The organism is Acidaminobacter sp. JC074 (assembly GCF_022496765.1).
Taxonomy (GTDB): domain Bacteria; phylum Bacillota; class Clostridia; order Peptostreptococcales; family Acidaminobacteraceae; genus JABXKX01.
Genome location: NZ_VANV01000017.1, coordinates 65,248 through 83,695 on the forward strand (window position 1 = coordinate 65,248; position 18,448 = coordinate 83,695).

General features: G+C 36.4%; 16 protein-coding genes. 2 read left to right on the forward strand and 14 right to left on the reverse strand.

The genetic code is table 11. The annotated features are described in order from the left end of the window. Positions 1 to 87 precede the first annotated feature (87 nt). The 12 genes from EZV73_RS18960 to EZV73_RS19015 all read right to left on the reverse strand — a co-directional run bounded on the left by EZV73_RS18960 (position 88) and on the right by EZV73_RS19015 (position 12,086). Positions 88 to 1,173, reverse strand: a complete 1,086-nt coding sequence (locus EZV73_RS18960; protein WP_240841981.1) for a hypothetical protein — start codon at positions 1,171 to 1,173, stop codon at positions 88 to 90. Then, on the reverse strand, positions 1,163 to 1,720 hold the full coding sequence (locus EZV73_RS18965) for an AAA family ATPase (protein ID WP_240841982.1): 558 nt from the start codon (positions 1,718 to 1,720) through the stop codon (positions 1,163 to 1,165). The genes EZV73_RS18960 and EZV73_RS18965 overlap by 11 nt, the downstream gene beginning before the upstream one ends. A gap of 51 nt (positions 1,721 to 1,771) precedes the next feature. Beyond that, positions 1,772 to 2,815, reverse strand: coding sequence for a M20/M25/M40 family metallo-hydrolase (locus EZV73_RS18970; RefSeq protein ID WP_240841983.1), 1,044 nt, complete (start codon positions 2,813 to 2,815; stop codon positions 1,772 to 1,774). 60 nt (positions 2,816 to 2,875) lie between these two features. After that, positions 2,876 to 3,406 (reverse strand): DUF6320 domain-containing protein, encoded by a 531-nt coding sequence (locus tag EZV73_RS18975; RefSeq protein ID WP_240841984.1) that lies wholly within the window; start codon positions 3,404 to 3,406, stop codon positions 2,876 to 2,878. Beyond that, positions 3,407 to 4,651, reverse strand: coding sequence for a hypothetical protein (locus EZV73_RS18980; protein WP_240841985.1), 1,245 nt, complete (start codon positions 4,649 to 4,651; stop codon positions 3,407 to 3,409). It abuts the gene before it with no gap. 133 nt (positions 4,652 to 4,784) lie between these two features. Next, the gene (locus tag EZV73_RS18985) at positions 4,785 to 5,444 is read right to left on the reverse strand and encodes an MgtC/SapB family protein (protein WP_240841986.1); all 660 of its coding nucleotides are present in this window, start codon (positions 5,442 to 5,444) and stop codon (positions 4,785 to 4,787) included. An 8-nt stretch (positions 5,445 to 5,452) separates the two neighbouring features. Beyond that, positions 5,453 to 7,414 (reverse strand): alpha-amylase family protein, encoded by a 1,962-nt coding sequence (locus tag EZV73_RS18990; protein ID WP_240841987.1) that lies wholly within the window; start codon positions 7,412 to 7,414, stop codon positions 5,453 to 5,455. A 10-nt stretch (positions 7,415 to 7,424) separates the two neighbouring features. Next, the gene (locus EZV73_RS18995) at positions 7,425 to 8,123 is read right to left on the reverse strand and encodes a histidine phosphatase family protein (RefSeq protein ID WP_240841988.1); all 699 of its coding nucleotides are present in this window, start codon (positions 8,121 to 8,123) and stop codon (positions 7,425 to 7,427) included. 51 nt (positions 8,124 to 8,174) lie between these two features. Next, positions 8,175 to 9,560, reverse strand: a complete 1,386-nt coding sequence (locus EZV73_RS19000) for an extracellular solute-binding protein (protein ID WP_240841989.1) — start codon at positions 9,558 to 9,560, stop codon at positions 8,175 to 8,177. Between the two features lie 45 nt (positions 9,561 to 9,605). Further along, the gene (locus tag EZV73_RS19005) at positions 9,606 to 10,442 is read right to left on the reverse strand and encodes a carbohydrate ABC transporter permease (RefSeq protein WP_240841990.1); all 837 of its coding nucleotides are present in this window, start codon (positions 10,440 to 10,442) and stop codon (positions 9,606 to 9,608) included. A gap of 11 nt (positions 10,443 to 10,453) precedes the next feature. Continuing rightward, a complete protein-coding gene (locus tag EZV73_RS19010) occupies positions 10,454 to 11,344 on the reverse strand; it encodes a carbohydrate ABC transporter permease (RefSeq protein WP_240841991.1) in 891 nt (296 codons plus the stop codon). Beyond that, entirely contained in the window at positions 11,322 to 12,086 is a 765-nt protein-coding gene (locus EZV73_RS19015) for a glycerophosphodiester phosphodiesterase (protein WP_240841992.1), read from the reverse strand. Before EZV73_RS19015 ends, EZV73_RS19010 begins: the two co-directional genes overlap by 23 nt. 239 nt (positions 12,087 to 12,325) lie before the next feature. Between EZV73_RS19015 and EZV73_RS19020 the strand changes: the two genes are divergently transcribed. Both EZV73_RS19020 and EZV73_RS19025 read left to right on the forward strand, forming a co-directional pair. After that, entirely contained in the window at positions 12,326 to 13,168 is an 843-nt protein-coding gene (locus EZV73_RS19020) for an AraC family transcriptional regulator (protein ID WP_240841993.1), read from the forward strand. Positions 13,169 to 13,175: 7 nt separating this feature from the next. Continuing rightward, on the forward strand, positions 13,176 to 13,973 hold the full coding sequence (locus EZV73_RS19025; protein WP_240841994.1) for an AraC family transcriptional regulator: 798 nt from the start codon (positions 13,176 to 13,178) through the stop codon (positions 13,971 to 13,973). On the opposite strand, the gene EZV73_RS19030 is transcribed toward EZV73_RS19025, so the two are convergent. Both EZV73_RS19030 and EZV73_RS19035 read right to left on the reverse strand, forming a co-directional pair. Continuing rightward, positions 13,968 to 16,112: an alpha-galactosidase gene (locus EZV73_RS19030; RefSeq protein WP_240841996.1), complete on the reverse strand. Its 2,145-nt coding sequence runs from the start codon at positions 16,110 to 16,112 to the stop codon at positions 13,968 to 13,970. The two genes, EZV73_RS19025 and EZV73_RS19030, sit on opposite strands and share 6 nt — an antisense overlap. Before the next feature lie 68 nt (positions 16,113 to 16,180). Next, a complete protein-coding gene (locus EZV73_RS19035) occupies positions 16,181 to 18,424 on the reverse strand; it encodes a glycoside hydrolase N-terminal domain-containing protein (protein ID WP_240841997.1) in 2,244 nt (747 codons plus the stop codon). Positions 18,425 to 18,448 lie beyond the last annotated feature (24 nt).

Here is an 18,448-nt window from a genome sequence, read left to right on the forward strand (position 1 = left end):
TATAAGTATATATGAAATAAATGGTGCATTTTGTAAAATTCTTAAAAAGACATATTTTTGTAATATAAAAGCAGCTTTCGCTGCTTATCATTTCTTGTCGTTATCTGGATCTCTGATGATTTTATCATCAAGAACTTTAAAGGCTTTTTTAGTCCAAATCCCTTCTTCAAAATAAGGTAGGAAGATTTCATAATATCCATCTGCATCTACATCCTCAATGTTTGGTTCAAAGTCAGGTCCTACCATGGTAGTGTCAAATGTATATTTAATGCCTATATCAGCATTTGTTTGGACATTTATGTATAGCTCTCCCTCATAATACACAGGCTCATGAGTTTTTAAATCATAATAAACGAAACCATCTTCCATACGTAAATAAATATGGACAAGAGGTCCTATGTTTTCAAAAGACTTTGAATATCCAAAATGAAAATAATAAGGTTCTAAAAGTTCCTTGGATGAAAACTTGTTTTTAAATACATCTTCCGAAACAAGTTCTTGAATTGCTTTAGCTTGATAACTTGTATCAACAACAAGTTTTTCAGAGCCTTGCATACTCGGATAGGTATCTAGGGTCATACCTCTATAATAAGACTCTACTTTCATGCCCCATTGTAGATCTTCAAATGATAGAGTATTGCCCTCCTTATCTTCAATAATTGTTTTCTCAGTAATACTTACATTACTGGCATCAGGACTCATAAACTTGCCTAAGAAATCCGTATTACTAACAATCAAAACCGTGCCCAAATCACCTTTTACATTCTTTGGTGCTGATTCGATTTTTCTTATAAAACCTTGAATACTCGGCTTTTCTGGAAAAGGAATCAGTTCAAACTCTAATGGAAACTCAGTCCCTAGTTCTTCGTAGATAAACTCCTTTAGAGCATCATAATCTACATCTTCGTATTCTCTTAACTCCAAATAGACATAATAACCATTTAGACCTTTACTTACACCACAACCCATCCAATCAAGTTCTTCAGTATCCTCGGCTAAATTGACCACTTGATTCTGCAGCAAACGTAGTTCATCTTCCGTATAAACTTCCTCTTCTACTTTTTCATTATGAGATTCAAATGGTTCTTCAACAGAAAGTTCCTTTAGTAAGATTACAGCTAAAGAAGCAAGTAAGGTTACAGCAACTATAACAATAAAAACTTTAAGCTTCATAACTCCCCTCTTTTATGTCTTTAATGATTTCTTCGAATTCAGAAACATAATCTTTCTCTATCATATGATAAGGTATCTTATGTTTATTCGCTTTATCCTTTAAGTATGCATGACCTTTTATAAAGTTTTCAATTGGTCTTTCGTCATCAGCTGTTCTCTTTTCAATAACGCCCTTATTAGCCAGAATCTTATCAGTAAAATTATTGATGATATATTGTTCAGAGAAGCCTATCATATGTAGTTGTACCTTGTCTTTATAGACATCATCTATTTGTGTTATATGCTCAGGCATTAAATAACAACCTTCTAAAATAACATCTCTTCCGTTTTCTATATAAGTATAAATCATTTCTCTAATGATTGGCCAGAGCTTATCTGCTATATGATTGTCATGATCTGTCGGTGTAAAACCACAGTCTTTATCTGATCTAAAGATGCCCATCTTCAAGTAATCTATCGAAAAGTAAGGCACATCCAGGTCTTTCATCAACCTATCAGCCAAGAGTGTTTTACCAGAACATGAAAATCCACCTATTAAAGTAACCATAATTTTCCTCCCTTGACTTTCATTATAACATAAAAGACAGCTTGCGCTGTCTTATTCTAATGGTTTTAAGTTTTCATTACCTGAAAGAGATTTAATCATTTCTACAAGTAGTTTGATTTCACTTTCAATATCCTTTAAACTCACAACTTCACTAGGTGAATGCATGTATCTAAGTGGTAATGACACAAGGCCTACAGGTACACCTTCACCCGTAAATCTCATTTTATCTGCATCTGTACCAGTTGTTCTTGGTGTTAATTCCCACTGAAGATCAATGTCTGCTTTTTCTGCAGCTTCCTTTAAAAGGTTGTTGATTTTAAAGTTAATCATTGAACCCTTTGCAAGTACGGGACCACCGCCTAATTTTACATTACCTTCTGCTTTTGGATTTGCACCTGGTGCATCTGTTGCAAAAGTAACATCACACGCTAAAGCCATGTTAGGCTTAATACCTGCAGCTGCAAAGTAAGCGCCACCCATATTAGTTTCTTCGTTTACAGTAGATACGGCATAAACCCCTACATTAATATCTTGGTCCTTTAACTCTCTTAAAACCTCACCTACAATAAATGAACCTGTTCTATTATCTAAACCACGTCCTGCAAAGTTTTCATTTAACAAGTATTCATAGTCTACATCGTAAAGTACATAGTCTCCGACAGAAACAAGATCTTTTAACTCGTCTTTAGAGCATGCACCTAAGTCAATGATTAAGTCTTCTGGCTTAACCTCGCCTTTAGCACCACCCTTATGTTCAGCTTTTACACCTACAACACCCTTGATGACTTCTTTACCATAAACTCTTACTCTTGTGCCAAGTGCTAATTTAGGATTGATACCACCTGCTTTTGTTACAGATAAAAATCCCTTGTCATCAATATGTGTTACCATAAAGGCAATCTCATCACAGTGGCCTGCTAGTAACACTTTAAAGTCTGCCTCAGGATTTAAAACAGCTATAGCATTGCCTGCAAAGTCTGTTCTGATCTCATCAGCATGTTCTTTCATCTGATCAATCCAAAGCTTTTGGATTTTAATCTCATCACCCGATGGTGATGGCGTTTCAATTAATTTCTCTAAAAATTCTTTTCTCATAAGTTCCCCCTCAACACCTATTGTATCGGATTGAGGGGGAAATTTAAACACATACTTCAATTATAAATGAGTAAACTTATCAATATTTTTACCATAAGCCTTACCGACTCTTATTCTTATAACAATCATAGTCGCCACGATGATAGAATAGGTCACTATAACAAGAACACTAGACTCAATGACACCAAAGACAAGCAAAATCACCATTAAGATATTAAGGAGCAAAACATAAACATGTATGTCATAGTTTTTCTTCCAAGATCTTCTTCTGAAAAGAATCAAGAGAAACTGGATAACCCCTATGGCAATTAAAAAGGATGGAAAAACATAATCTAAAGACCAGGTAAACTCCATATCCTCAAAATCAAAGATCAAGAGCATGACCATGACGGCAAACATAAAGGCAGAAAAGGCCTTAAAGCCTTTATAACGCTTAAAGATATAAGTCACCATAACTATAAAGAGTATAGAACCATGTATATAGCTGTACCAAGGTATAATAAAACTGAGTACAAAATTTAGAAGGATAAACATCAACAAGTACCTTCCGTAAAGCTTGTACCTCTTATGATTGTATTTTGGATAATCCATTTAGTCACCTACATTCGAAAATCTTTTTATTTCTAAGCCTGTAATTTCTACCATATTTTCATAGAAACTATCAATGATATCTGTTTCTTCGATGCCTCTTGAAAGCGCATAAACAAGTTTGTCGTCATAGGTCGAAACCCCCATATTGATGTAGTGGGGCTTGGATGCATAAAGGACTGTTTCAAAATGCTCAACATGTTCTTTCATGGATTCTGGCAGTTTAACAATACCAGGATTTGTGAGTATGGAAGTAACGATTTTTTTACTCTTAAACTGGCGCACCTGTTTAAGTATCAGACTCTTTACCACATTTGGCATAACCCTTAAGATAAAGTGTTCTTCAAAGTTAACGTTTTTAGAAAACTGTCCTCTCAAGGACTCCTCATTAACTTGTTCTTGAAATTGCTTATGAACAGACGTAACAATCTCATCAAAAGATAGATCCTTTTCAATAACCACATTCATGACATATGAAAAGTTTCTGAGTGAAGATGATGGAAACATCTTTCTTAAATTAATCGGTACTGTTACGACAACTGGAGATTTTTGTATCTCATGAATCAAGGTCTTACCGTATATGGCTGTCAAAAGGACAGTAATGGTTGTATTATAGGATTTAGCAACTGCTTTTAAACCACTGGCTGATACAATACCATGATGTACAAAAGCACCTTCAAGTCTTGTAGGTGTTCCCTTTATATGGGCAGCTCTAACACTTTTACCTGAGGTAAAAAAGTCAGAAGTATACTTCTTATATGAATCCTCTACATCTCCCATATCAAGACCGTGTAGTCTGAGGTCACCAGGATCTACGTTATATATTTGTTTTAGGTAGTTATAAAGAATGGCCTTTAAGAACTCCAAAGCACCATAACCATCTGTCAGGGCATGAAAACATTCTAAAGAAATTCTTTTATTGTAATAATATACTTGAAAAAGATGACCTTTAGAATGGTGCATATCAATGTATGTACATGGCATCTTCTTTTCTTCTAAAACTTTTGGCGTATGATGACTTTCATCTAAATAAGCCCAAAAGAGTCCCCTTCTCAGGGTTAAATCCATGGAAGGAAAATCCCTTAGTGTCTCTTCTAAGGCTCTTTGAAGACATTCGCCAATAACATCTCTCTTTAATACAACAGCAACTCTAAAGGTTGCTGGATCTCTTTTACTTGCAAAAGCAGGATAGATCTTTCCTGCATTATCTAATCTTAACCATCTATCATGGATTGTTTTTTCTAGCATAAACACCTCTCTATATATAATATACCAACAATGGAGTATATCAAAACCATATGTTGGATTATAAACAATATTTATTAGAGATTCATTAAAGTCAAGTTAGATATTAAAATAAAAAGTACCCCCGAAGAGATACTTAATCAACAATGCTTGCTATATTGATACCATCAAGTTTTGCAATTTTTTCTATTATGACTGGCTTTTCGATTTTTCTGGGTAGCTTAGTAAGAAAGGATATTTCCATGGTACCTTTTTTAGATTCTCTCATTTCTATATTAACAATACGGATATTGAGCTTACCAAGTTCTGTACCAATTTTTCCGATTTGTCCTGATTTATTTTCTGTTTCAACGTTCAGATACATTTCGTTATCCTTTTGAGATATAAAGTTTTCTGCCTTTGAAAAGAAAACCAGTACAATCATAGAAAGTCCTGTACTGACAATTGCCCCTTCATAAAAACCACATCCAACAGCTAAGCCAATACAACCAACAATCCAAATGCTTGCTGCTGTAGTCAGTCCTTTAACAGTTAGCCCTTCACGCATGATGGTACCAGCTCCTAAAAAGCCTATACCACTGATAACTTGAGCGCCTAGTCTGGTTGGGTCAATGTTAACTTGTACAGCGTACCTGTCAAACATGACCAAGCTTGTCAGCATGACAAGACTTGCACCCATACATACTAGGATATGTGTTCTAAGGCCAGCTGGACGATTGATAGACTCTCTTTCCCATCCGATGATACCACCCAATAGACATGATAATCCGATACGTATAAGCACATCTAATAACATACTGACTCCTATTCTATGACTGCTAACTGATAGCCTTCTATGTCCAGTTCAAAAGACACATACTCACCATCAAAGTCAAAATCTATCTCCTTGAGTGATGGTACTAAATATACACGACTCACTTTTTCTGTTTTAATTCTAAACTTCTTATTATAAAGAGGTATCATCGCATCTACTATTTCAATATGCTTAGATTTTTTCTGAGCAATATAATGAACAACATGTAAAAGCTTTTTATGGTCTTTTTCCCATAAGGCAAGTTCAGCTGTAGAAGGTAAATCAGACTCTATTAAAGCTTTATCTATCATAAGTGATAAAGCTAACTCAAATGTATCTCTTAATACTTTTGCTCCATACTCCATATAATCATCAAAAATAGGATAGGCAATATAAACCATATCTTCACTAGCCATTACAGCTGGATGGTCTGTCAGCTCCTTAAAAGGCGCCTGTCTATGAGAACAAAATCGATCATATGTCCTGTTAAAGTATGGGTTACCTATATAAGCAAGGACTTGACCTTTACTTTCTACAATAGAACCTCTCTTATAGTTAACCAGATCAAAAGTGCCGTATGCCTTCATAATATCCTTTTTAAATCTCATATAAGATGGTTCAAAGGGATTGTCTTCAATATGTCTAGGCAACACCTCTAGTTTTTCACCTTGATAGCCTGTCCCACTGTGGTGTGTCGCGATTATTTTACCACCCTTACTTACATAGTCATCAAACTTCTCCTTAGTCTTTTGACACAAGTAAACTTCATCCGGTAAAACAATAACCTCATACTTTGAAAAATCATCTGATACATTGATAAAGTCAAAGGGCACCTGAAGTTCTAAACACATGCGCATAAGCCCTTCATCAATTTGGTAGTTTTCAAAAGCACCTCGGTTGGATGAAACCACACCAATTTGCGTCAGTTTCTTGCCGCCTAACCAAGGTTCATAAGTCTTAACTCTAGAAAAGATATGACCAATTCTTTCATAAACAAGTTGATCCATCTTTCCATTCGGATGTAACTGGTCACCAATACAAATCTTAGACCCGTTCATCAGCATCCTAAAACATTCATAATCCATGGCTTCTTTATTTCTTAAGGAACCAAAATCCCCCCAGGCCGTATGAAACTTTCCGTTCATGCCGATAATCTCTTTTTCCCTATGGTTGTGATAATTGACAAACAAGGGAAAATGATTGTAACCCCATCGGTCTGACGGTAATGATTCTATTTCCAGATGTGTCATATGATCAACTTTGTTGTCAATGCTATACAGAGGATCATAGCCTCCGTCAGGACCATATGGTCCATTAAAGAAAATTAAACCTTCAGGTAAGATTTCCGTACAGTATTCTCTGATTTCTTTCATAAAGGCTTCTACAACAATATAATCATGTTTTTGAAGATCCGCATCATTTTCAGGATTTAAGCCCAGTTCCTTCATGCTTTTAATACAGTCTTTACACACACAATTGTGCTGAACAACGATATCAAACCAAAAACCATCTACTTGACCATATAAGTCGACGATTTCTTTAACCTGATCCTTAATAAACTGAATATAACCCGGTTTATTATGACAAAGCTTTCGCCATTTATAGTAAGCATTATCAAATGGCAAAACGTCACCTAGCTGGCCATCCTTGTTGACTTCAAGCCAGTCTGAATTGTCTGCAGATACCTCTTCCCAACCAGTAGTAAAATAAATTGGTGCAGTTATTTCAGCTTCTTTTAATCCTTTGATCATACTTCCTAATAAATCAAAGTTTAAATGAGGATGCATCTTACCGTACTTAGTCGGATAGTAACTTAAACCATGATGACACTTTGAGAAGATATTGATTGACTCAATGTCAGCTTCTTTTATTGTTTGGATAAAGTCGTCCAGCTTAAAGTCTGAACCAATATTTTCAATCAAAGGTGATGTGTGAAAATCTAAATGTACTTGTCTATAACTTATTTTTTTCATAGCCACCTCATTAATAGATATTTGCAGGTATGCCAATATAAGATGTACTTAAACCACTCTCATAAAGGTGAGAGGTATCAGAGAATCCTATACATCTAGGTGCAGCATATTCTTTTGATCTTACTTCAAATATAAGTGTTGTCACTGACGTTGGAGAAAGCCAAAAGCTTGCCCACATAATCGAAAGTGGTATATTCAGTAAATGGGATAGCCAGGTTCTAGTAAAGGCACCATGACAAAAGACTGCAATTCTTTCTTCATTACTCTTTAGGACTTTATAGACATTTTCCTCACGTCTATAACCAAGTGATTCTAGAAATTCATTAGAATGATCAATCAAACTCTTGTAAGTAGGTCCAATATCCAATCCATCAAATAATTGATTATCTTCCCAGTTTTCGTGGTTAGGTAATCTTTTTAAAACCAGTTCACCAGGAACATTCCACGCCTTAAATTCACCAAAGCCATCACTTTTAATATCCATGCCAGACAACTCTCTGGTCCAATCTAGAACCACTGGCTCAATTTCTAATAAATCCGCCGTATAAGACATGGTCTCTAGAGCGCGTCCAAGTGGAGATGAATAGATCTTAGTAATGCCTTCTTCTTTTAATTTTTTTGCCAAAGCCTTCGCCTGAAGACGTCCGTTAGGTGTCAGAGTGTCTAGCTCATAATTAGGATCGCCGTGACGGATGATGTATAAACGCATAATTTGCTCCTTTTAATTAATGAGGGAAGCGCTTTGCGCCTCCCCTAAAGTTTATTGTTCTTGAACCCAAGCTTCTGCTTCTGTTTGGGCTTTATTTAATGCTTCTTCAACTGATAAGTCACCTAACATCATTAAATCAACGTTTTCTGATAAGATGTATCTTGGTTGACCCGCTCTATACGGATATCTTGGCGTCCATAATTTAGCCATTGAATCTAATAGAACTTGCTTTTGTGGAATTGATTTAAATGATTCCCACTCAGCAGCACCCTTGATGACAGGGAACTCGTTGTTGTTTTCATGAATATGCTTTTGGAAAAAGTCTGATGATACAAACTTTAAGTATTCCCATGCTAAATCTTTTTGCTCACTTGATTTACCAATAGCAATCGGAGAACCAGCAAACATACCACCCATACCTAGTTCAGGATTTGTATAAAGCATTGAAACGCCAATTCTTTCTTGCATACCTTCTAAGGCAAATGAACCTAACATTTGAGAAGGAATAACACGCATGTTAATGGCAATGTTGTTCTCAGGTGTCCACCAAGCTTCCACACCTTGATCTGTTAAGATACCCTTAGGTGCAAGTTCTTTTATATCTAAGAACCAATTGGCCGCATCTACAAACTCTTTGCTGTTAAAGTTAAACTTGAGTTCATTAAATCTAAAGCCTTCACCCCATGTACCACCAAAACCTTCTGCGATATTTACCAAAGTATCAGCTGCATCTTTACCTCTAAACATGATACCGTAGTTCATTTCACCTGTTACAGGGTTTGTACCAGTCATCTTTTCAGCCTTTTCTTTGATTTCTTCAACAGTTGGATTTAGAGACAGGTATTCTACACCCCATTGGTCAAATAATACCTTGTCATAACAGATAACACGTGTATCACCTAAGAATGGTAATCCATAGATTTCTAAGGAATCATCTTCCGGTCCCATGGCTCTCCATCCGTCTATTTGACCATCTACATAAACATTTAAGTCAAAATTGTCTTTTTCAATATATGGTGCTAATGGCTCTAATAGGCCTTGATCTGCAAGAGAAGCAATACCTGGCACTTGATAAACATCAACCTCATTGGCATTTAGCATTGCTTGTGTTTTTTGTTGGTATGAATCCCATCCCATTACATAAAACTCTAATGTTGCACCTGGGTACAATCTTTCGAATTCTTCCTTAACAGCTTGTAAACCTTTGGTCTTCTTACCTGACATCGGATCTGTCTTATCCTCAAGTTCCCAACCACCAATAAGTTGAACCTTTAAAGTGCCTGACCACTCTTTTTCACTCACCTCGCCAGCTGATTCTGTCCCTGAACCTTCTGAAGGTGCTTTTGTCTCTGCTGCTTCATTCGTACCACCGCAACCTACAAACACACTTGCAATAAGTACAACAACCATCAGCATGGCAAATAGTCTTTTTTTCATTCCTTCTCCTCCTTAATATTTATTATTTTATGCATAGAACTTAGCCTACTCCCCTTTAAGACCACTGAGCGCTATAGACTCAATGATATAACGTTGAAGGGCTAAGAATACTATCAAGATTGGTAAAATACTTGCTGATGCAAGCGCCATTGTAAGTCCCATAAATCGGCCACCATCTTCTGCAACAAACCTAGATAAGAAGATTGGTACTGTATGGAGCTTTTGGTCAGACAGTACAACCAAAGGCCATAAAAAGGCATTCCAGTTGTCCATAAAACTGAGTATAACCATTGTTGCTGTAATCGGTCCTGTTAGAGGCAAGTAGATTTTAAAGAAAGTCTTTAACTTACCTGCACCGTCAATGGCAGCAGATTCTCCTAATGAGTCTGGTAAATTGTCAAAGTACTGCTTACAAAGCATAACACCAAAACCATATAAGATATTCGGTAAAATGATTGGTAAGAAGGTATTTAACATACCTACCTTTAAAAACATCTTATGCATAGGTATCAGTCTTACCTGCATGGGGATCATCATGGTTGCAATAACCATGTAGAAAAGCATCTTTTTGCCTTTAAACTGTCCCTTGGAAAATGCATAACCAGCAAGTAGAGCTGAAGATACATTTAAAAGTACCGAGCATGAAGTTGTAATAAAGGAGTTTAAATAAGCATGAAAGAGCTTGCCATTTTCAAATACCAGTTTATAGTTAAAAAGTGATGGTACCTCTGGAATAAATCGCGGAGGAAACGGTGGTTGAATGTTGGCATACCTTTCCAAACTCAGGCTCACCATAAAAGCAAAGGGTGACAGCATTACAATACCAAATAGGGTTAAAAGTATGATTACTAAAAAATTATTTCTAAAAAGTCTTTTCTTCATGATGTCACCTCCTATACGTCAAATTTTGAAACTTTCATATTAATAAATGTAAATACTAGAATTATGATAAAAAGTACATAAGCCGCTGCGGAAGCAAGACCGTATTCATTGCCGCCAAAACCTCTTTCGTAAATGAATCCTACTACCGTATATAAAGATCTGGCAGGCGAACCCTGAGGACCACCCAATACGTATGTTTCTGCAAAACGTTGTAAGGCTTTGATCCAACCCATGATCAATAAAAAGGAAAACGTGCCTTTCATTTTAGGGATCGTGATGTACTTCCATTTCTGAAACCAGTTAGCCCCATCAATACCAGCCGCTTCATATAAGTCTCTTGGAATTGCCTGTAAATTGGCTATGCAAATAACAACGACAAATCCAAGCCACTGCCAAGAAGCCAGTATCACGGCACCGATTCTTGCAGTAAGGGGTTCTGCCAGCCACATCATGGTCGGTAGACCAAACATATCGAGTAGTGTGTTTAAAGGTCCCATATCAGGATGTAAAACAAATAAGAAGATGGCTGCAGCTGCTACTAGTGATGTCATGTATGGTATAAAGAATATAGACTTAAAAGTATTTTTTGCAAAACTTAAGCCGTTGATCAGGCTGGCAATAACAAAACCTAATGGTATGGTAACCGCCAACCACCAGAAACCGATAAAGAAAGTATTGTATACTGCCTTTCTAAATGGTTCAGATGTAAGAATCAACTTATAGTTATTCAATCCTACCCAAGTTTCAGTTGTACCATTTGATTGGTAGAAGCTGAGTCTTAAGGACTCTAAAATCGGATAAGCCATAAAAAGTACTATGCCCAGCAAGGTCGGTAGTACAAATATATACCACACCCAGCTTTCAAAAAATCGACTCTTTTTAGAGTGCTTCACCTGTTCCATTTGAAAATCCTTTCTGTTTGTCTTTTAACCAAAGATGTTTTTCCTTGTTTACCTTGTACAATATATCTATTAAATCATATTTATTGACAGTTATTGAAGAGACGCCTTGTTTGATCACACTCATTACATCGTCTAGATCATTCAGTGTCCATACAAAGACTGAAAGCCCTCTTTTCTTTGCATAATCGACAAAGGACTTATTGATATACCTATAATCGATGTTGATGCCGCTACAGCCTAATTGAACAGCCATATGACACAAGTCTAAGAGTTTACTTTCAGATACGTCTTTATACAAGTGCTCTGAAGGACTCCAGATAATTGAAATCTCTTTGTCAATTTCCCTGATGATTTCTACTCGGTCACGATGACACCCTGTGATGATGACTCTTTTTAAGATGTCCTTGTCATGAATGCTTCTAATAAGCGTTTGAAGACAAGCTGTTGACTTTATGTCTAAGTTAATAATCTGATTGCCCTCAAGTATGATATCGAGTGCCTCATAAAAGTCTAAAATCTGATCATCATGTTTTTTTAACTCTTCTAAAGTCAAGCTATCTATTTTTCTTAATACCCCATTAATTTCAAGAGCATCATCATGAAAGAGTACCAACTTTTGATCCTTGGTAAAATTGATGTCTATCTCAATCACGTGTGCCTTGGAGTGTATGATCTTATTCAAATATGCTCTTGAGTTGGGCGCTTGTCCACAACCAGAATGAGCAACTATAACTGTATCCACTATGCCTCCTAGAAATGCTTTATTTTGTTCTTGCTATGTATCCATTCTAGTTTCAAAAAGCGTTTTCCTCAATGGATAAATCAAATCGCTATATGGATTTTTCTAAGATGTTTCTATTTTCAGACTTATCTAAAAGCTCTATAATCCTTGATACACTTGAATATAAGCCTATTAAGTGTTAAACTGCTCACATACAAAACAAATAACTACAAAACGTATTATAACGAATTGAGGTAATCATGAATCAATCATTCGGATTTAAAAATCTCTTGATACAGCCTGATATTGCTCAAAGAACCATTAACTACCCTGCTGCTTGGAAAGAAGTCAACTTTATCCCTCCAGTTAATAAGTTCTATTTCATAAGAGAAGGCTCAATAAAAATTGAAATAGGCGACCAAGTTATTTATGCACAAAAAGACGATTTACTCTTCTTGCCTAAAAACAAGGTTCAAAGCCGTGAAGTACTATCAGACAGAATTGATCATTACTGGCTCCACTTAAATTGTCCTTTGACAAGACAAGATTTAGACCTTGTTGATTTGATGAATTTTCCTGTTAAAATATCAGGGCTTGATTCAGCCTATCTCTTATCTATCTTTAACAAGCTTTTAGATCTTTCAAAAAAAAGCGACCTTGAAAGTCGTATAGAAATGATCAAGGCATCAATGGACCTCTTGCTTTATTATTACAATAACAGTGACAACATAGAAATGGTGACAACAGACAGAAAGTACAACCAGTTAGCCAAGATCAGACTCTATATACAGGACCATCTGAATCAACCCCTAAGTATTGAAGACCTGTCTGCCCAGATGCATGTCCACCCCAACTACTTCAATGCATTATTTAAACAGCATTTTGATTTGCCACCCAAACAGTTTATCAACTCGCTTAAGATCCAAAGAGCCAAAGAATTATTACTGGCAACCAATCAATCTATTGAAGAAATCGCAAGAAACTTAGGTTTTCAAGACAAGTTTTATTTTTCACGCTTGTTTAAAAAGAAGATGGGTACCAGTCCAGGTAATTATAGAAAACTCGCAAAGGACGTCGAGTCACAATCGGATTCAAAAAATTAGAGGAAGTATGCTAAATTTAAACGACATAGATTATAGAAAAGTAGAACAATATAAAATTTTCCATAAAGGCAGTGAAGCTTGCAAGCCTGGTCAATCATTTGGTCCCTTTAAAAGAGACCACTACCTTATTCATTTTGTAATTATGGGTCAGGGAAAGCTTATTATAAATCAAAAGGCATACAAACTGCAAGCCAGACAAGCCTTTCTTTTAACACCTGATGATGTAGCTTTTTATCAGGCTGACCAAGAAGCTCCCTGGACTTATATGTGGTTTGGTTTTCATGGACTTAAGGCAAAAGCACTTGTTGAAACATACATACCTCAACCAGTCTTTGACATCAGTAGCCATACCATTGATGCTATCAGGCCTATCATCAATATGTCTTTTGAAGCAAAGAAAAACGACTTATACAATACAGGGCTTCTCATGCAGGCTTTTGGTGCTATTGAAATGGATCAATTAAGTCATACAAAAAAATCAGATAGCCATGTCATTGATGACATCAAAGAGTACATTGACAACGACTTTGCATCGATTAAATCGACTCATGAAATATCAAGAGCCTTCGATTTTAATCTGGACTATATCTCAAGAAGATTCAAAGCACAGACAGGCCAATCTTTAAAAGATTATTTGATGACAACACGTATTAACAATGCACGCAAGCTTTTAGATTTAACAGATATGTCTATCGAAGATATAGGCACTTCCATAGGTTATCAAGATCCTTATTACTTTTCAAAAATATTCAAAAAAAAGACAGGCGAATCGCCTTCTGGCTATAGAAAAAGACTTCAATTATGAAGTCTTTTTAAATCTTAGTAGTCTTGTTTTAAAGTCCCCTTTTTCAGGCATAAGTCCTATACCGATGTTCATCAAATAGTCACTGGTATATACACGGCCTTGATACTCGTATTTGCCATCTTCTAAGTCTTTTAATCTCAGATAAGTCATAGGCGCATTAGGAACAGAAAGCGCCCTATAATAATAGACTAATACTTGGTCTTCATTAACAACTTGCCAAGCAGTCTCATTGCTGTTAAATGGCGATTTAAGCCTATAAAACTTCCCAAACTGAACAGTCTTTCTAATGGATTTATAATCCTCGATCTGCAACTTGATTTCATCTAACTCCTTCACGGTCAAGCTTGTTAAATCAAGTTCATAACCTAAATTACATGAAGCAGCTATATGGTAACGTGTTTCTAAAGATGTCATTCTATCAACTTGATGATTGGGAACAGCTGATACATGTGCCCCCATGGTTATAGGTGGATAGAAAAGACTTGTACCATCTTGTATCTTAACACGTTCATGCGCATCTGTATCATCACTGGTCCATACTTGTGGCATGTAGGCAAGTATGCCCATATCAAACCTTCCACCACCACCTGCACAGGCTTCAAATAAGATGTCAGGACACGCCTCTGTAATCCTTTTTAGGACATCGTATAAGCCGAGTATATAGCGATGGAATATCTCTCCTGATGCATAATGCTTTGAGCCAGGCTCTGTAATGTTTCTGTTCATATCCCATTTGACATATTCAATGTTTCCGTTCTTAAAAACCTCTATAAGGCTTTTTACGATGTAGTCTCTAACATCTTGTCTCGTGTAATCAAGTACCAACTGATTTCTAGTTTCAGAACGAGAACGTCCTACTTCATGAAGACACCAGTCTGGATGATTCTTATACAGGTCACTCTTTTGTGAAATCATTTCAGGCTCAACCCAAAGGCCAAACTTTAGACCCTTTTCATTGATTTTCTTAGAAAGTCCCTCTAAACCAGATGGTATTTTATCTTTGTTGACATACCAATCTCCTAATGATGAGTCTGGTGAATTTCTTTTACCAAACCAACCATCGTCAAGTACAAACATTTCAGCGCCTACTTGACTGGCCTTGTCAGCAAGTTCTAGAAGTTTTTTCTCAGTGAAGTCGAAATAAGTCGCCTCCCAATTGTTTAATAGAATGGGTCTTTCCTTGTACTGGTGTAGACCTCTTAGGATATGGTCTTTGATAAAAGCATGAAAATTTTGACTCATTTTATTTAAGCCCTGACTTGAATAAGTCATTACAAGTTCAGGTGTTTCAAATGATTCACCTGGCTTTAAGTCCCATAAAAAATGAAATGGATTGATACCAAAGCCCACCCGTAATCGATTGTAATCATTAACATCTGTGACGCAAGAAAAATTACCACTATAAATTAGGGACATACCATACGCTTGCCCATAATCTTCATGACAGTCTTTTCTTATTATAGCGACAGCTGGATTTTGCTGATGTGAACTGTTACCTCTTTTAGAATCAACCATGCTGGTACCAGACCTGATATCTCTTTTTATAAGATGTCTCTCTCTCGCCCATGCTCCAGAAAGCTGCAGCATATCAAAATCACTGTCGGCAAAGTCTATTGAAGCAGACAAGGCCTTGTTGATAGTAAGTTTCTTATCTGTTTGGTTGATGATCTCTAGAGATCTGACAACTACGTCAAGTGACTCGTAAACAGAGTAATAGAGCTTGACATAGATATCGTATAAGGTATCTTTTAATGTAAGTTCTAAAGTCTCAACAAAAGGACCAGACGTTGCTGATGGCAAGGTCTTTAAAATATGTTTGTCACCTATTTGGTGACTGATATAACGAAAATCAAAGACACGCCTATCATCTAATAGCAGATCAATCATGGGTTCTGAAAAATCCGTGTGTCCATAAGTCGGACATTCACTTCTGAAATTATCTAATGAGAAATAAGATCCATCATTCAAGGGGTTACCAGACCATGGTCGTTTGATTATGGGATTGACCATAGTGAAATCTTCATCGGTAACTTTTCCACCATAGTGTATATGTTCCAAATGACCGGATTCCGCGATTCTCATAATATAACTGGTCTTATCAGTTTGTAAGTTAAAGACTCTATCTTTATATTTAATCATATGCACCTACCTTTTCATGAATTATAACATCCCAGTAGATTTTGTACATGTACTTTTCTTTATAAGACCTATCTTTTTGTACTTTTCCGTAGGTCATCAGCCTCTAGAATAAATCTTTCGTCATTTTCTACAAGAATCACTGTATGATTGACATAAAGTTTATAAGGCTTTTTTACCCCTTTAAGCTCAAGATACTCAACCATCCCTTTTTTCCAACGTATATCAATTTCTAAATTCTCTCTCAAACGAATCCCTTTAACATAACCTTCTTTGATACTTTCAGGTAAAGCCGGTAGGACATGAATTTCATCATCTATCTTTTGAACAATCATTTCGACCATGCCAGCTAGCAAACCAAAGTTGCCGTCTATTTGAAAAGGCGGATGTGAGCTCAGTCCATTGTTGATCAAAGATTTTCTTGTAAACTGATTTAAGAGCTCTTCAACCAGAACCTTGTCATGACCTCTAGCAGCTAGAGCTATACCCCATGCACAAGACCAAGAGGTTTGACAACCCCCATGTTTGATTCTTGTCTTTAAGGAATTCATATGAGCTTCTACAGTACTATGATGAACATTGACCCTATGACCAGGATACAATCCACATAAGTGTGAAAGATGACGATGACCTGGATCTTTTTCCTTAAAGTCTCTTGACCATTCCATAATCAAATCATCTTTAATAGGATAATCAGGCAAGTTTGAAAGAACATCTGCAACTCTTTCTTTTAAGGAGATATTCCTATTTAAGATGTGCTCGATTTCAAGAAAGTCATTAAATAGCTGCCATATAATAACCATGTCCATGGTAGAGGATTTACTGACTGCACATGACTCACCCTTATGTAGAAAACTATTCTCAGGTGACGTACTTGGTGAAGTGGTCCATCCTCCATCATCATATAGCCAGTCTAGACAAAAGTTTACTGAACCTATAAGGACATCATAAATTTCCTCTAGAAAATTTTGATTTTGATTGTATCTGTAATGGTCTACTAGAAGGCTTGTCATCCAAGGTCCCCCCATTGGCCAGAAGCCGTAAGAGGCACTTTTAGCAGCAGGAATTGCCTTTTTCCATAAATCACTGTTATGGTGAACAGTCCATCCACTACAAGCAAGTGCTTTAGCAGCAACCTTACCTGTTATGGATAAGTCTTTTACCAAACTTACAAATGGCTCAAAGCAAGTTTCTAGTCCAACAGCATCCAAAGGCCAGTAGTTCATTTCCGTATTGATGTTTAAAGTATAATTTGATGACCAAGGCGGTTGAATCATAGAATTCCATATGCCTTGTAGATTCGTCGCCTGTGTTCCCTTTCTTGAAGCACTTATGGCTAAATACTTGCCATAATGAAACAGCGTTTCTAAAAGTACAGGATCCAGTGATGTATGTGATTCTATACGTTCTTTAATAGGTGTACGATCAGCTTCACCAAAGGACAAGTCTGATTTTCTGCTCAGTTCTGTGAAGTCCTTTATATGGACAGAAAGACTATCAGCTTTCATGCACCTGTCTATTGTCTCTAATGTCTTCTCCACCGGGGCTATTGAAGCTGGTTTGGTAAAAGCGTCTATAAAGCTTGTATATCCCGTTAAGACAATTTTAGCTTGTGTTGCAGACTGGACAAACAGCCTCTGATTATTTGTAGAAACAACACCATCTGTAAGGACTTTTATGCCAAATGAAAACTTCATGCCATCACCATACTCAACAGGTGAATCTGTTTCATGATGGGCAGGATAAACCTGTATAGGTACCTCACCAAGAATTAAGAGTGATTCATAGTTTTCTTTTATCTCATGTCTTAAAAGGGAGTCCAGTTCAACTATAAATGACAATCTGTCTCTTCTACTTGCACTTAAGTCTATTATGAAAACATCGTCAACCTTTGAACAATAGTACTTTCTTTTATAAGTTGTCTTATCACTCGTATAAGTCATGTCCAATACACCCTTATCCAAGTCTAAGACACGTTCATAATCTTCATAGCTAGAAGGATGATTAAAACTGAGTGTCATCAAAGACATAGGCAAATAGGATTCAGAATATTCGCCTAGCATATTCTTATTCATAAAAAGTTGGGCTTGTCTCAAGTGGTTTTCATCAATCAGTCTTCTAGCTTCTAAAAGCGCCTGACTTGTATCAAAACTTTCTCTCATATTGGGTTTGCCCGACCAAAGTGTATCTTCATTAAACTGAATTACCTCATGTTTTACACGTCCATAAACCATAGCTCCTAATCTGCCGTTTCCTAAAGGACATGCTTCTTCCCACCTAGGTGCCCCTTCTTCAAAATAGATTTTTTTTCTCATGTTTACCTCCATATCAATAATTAT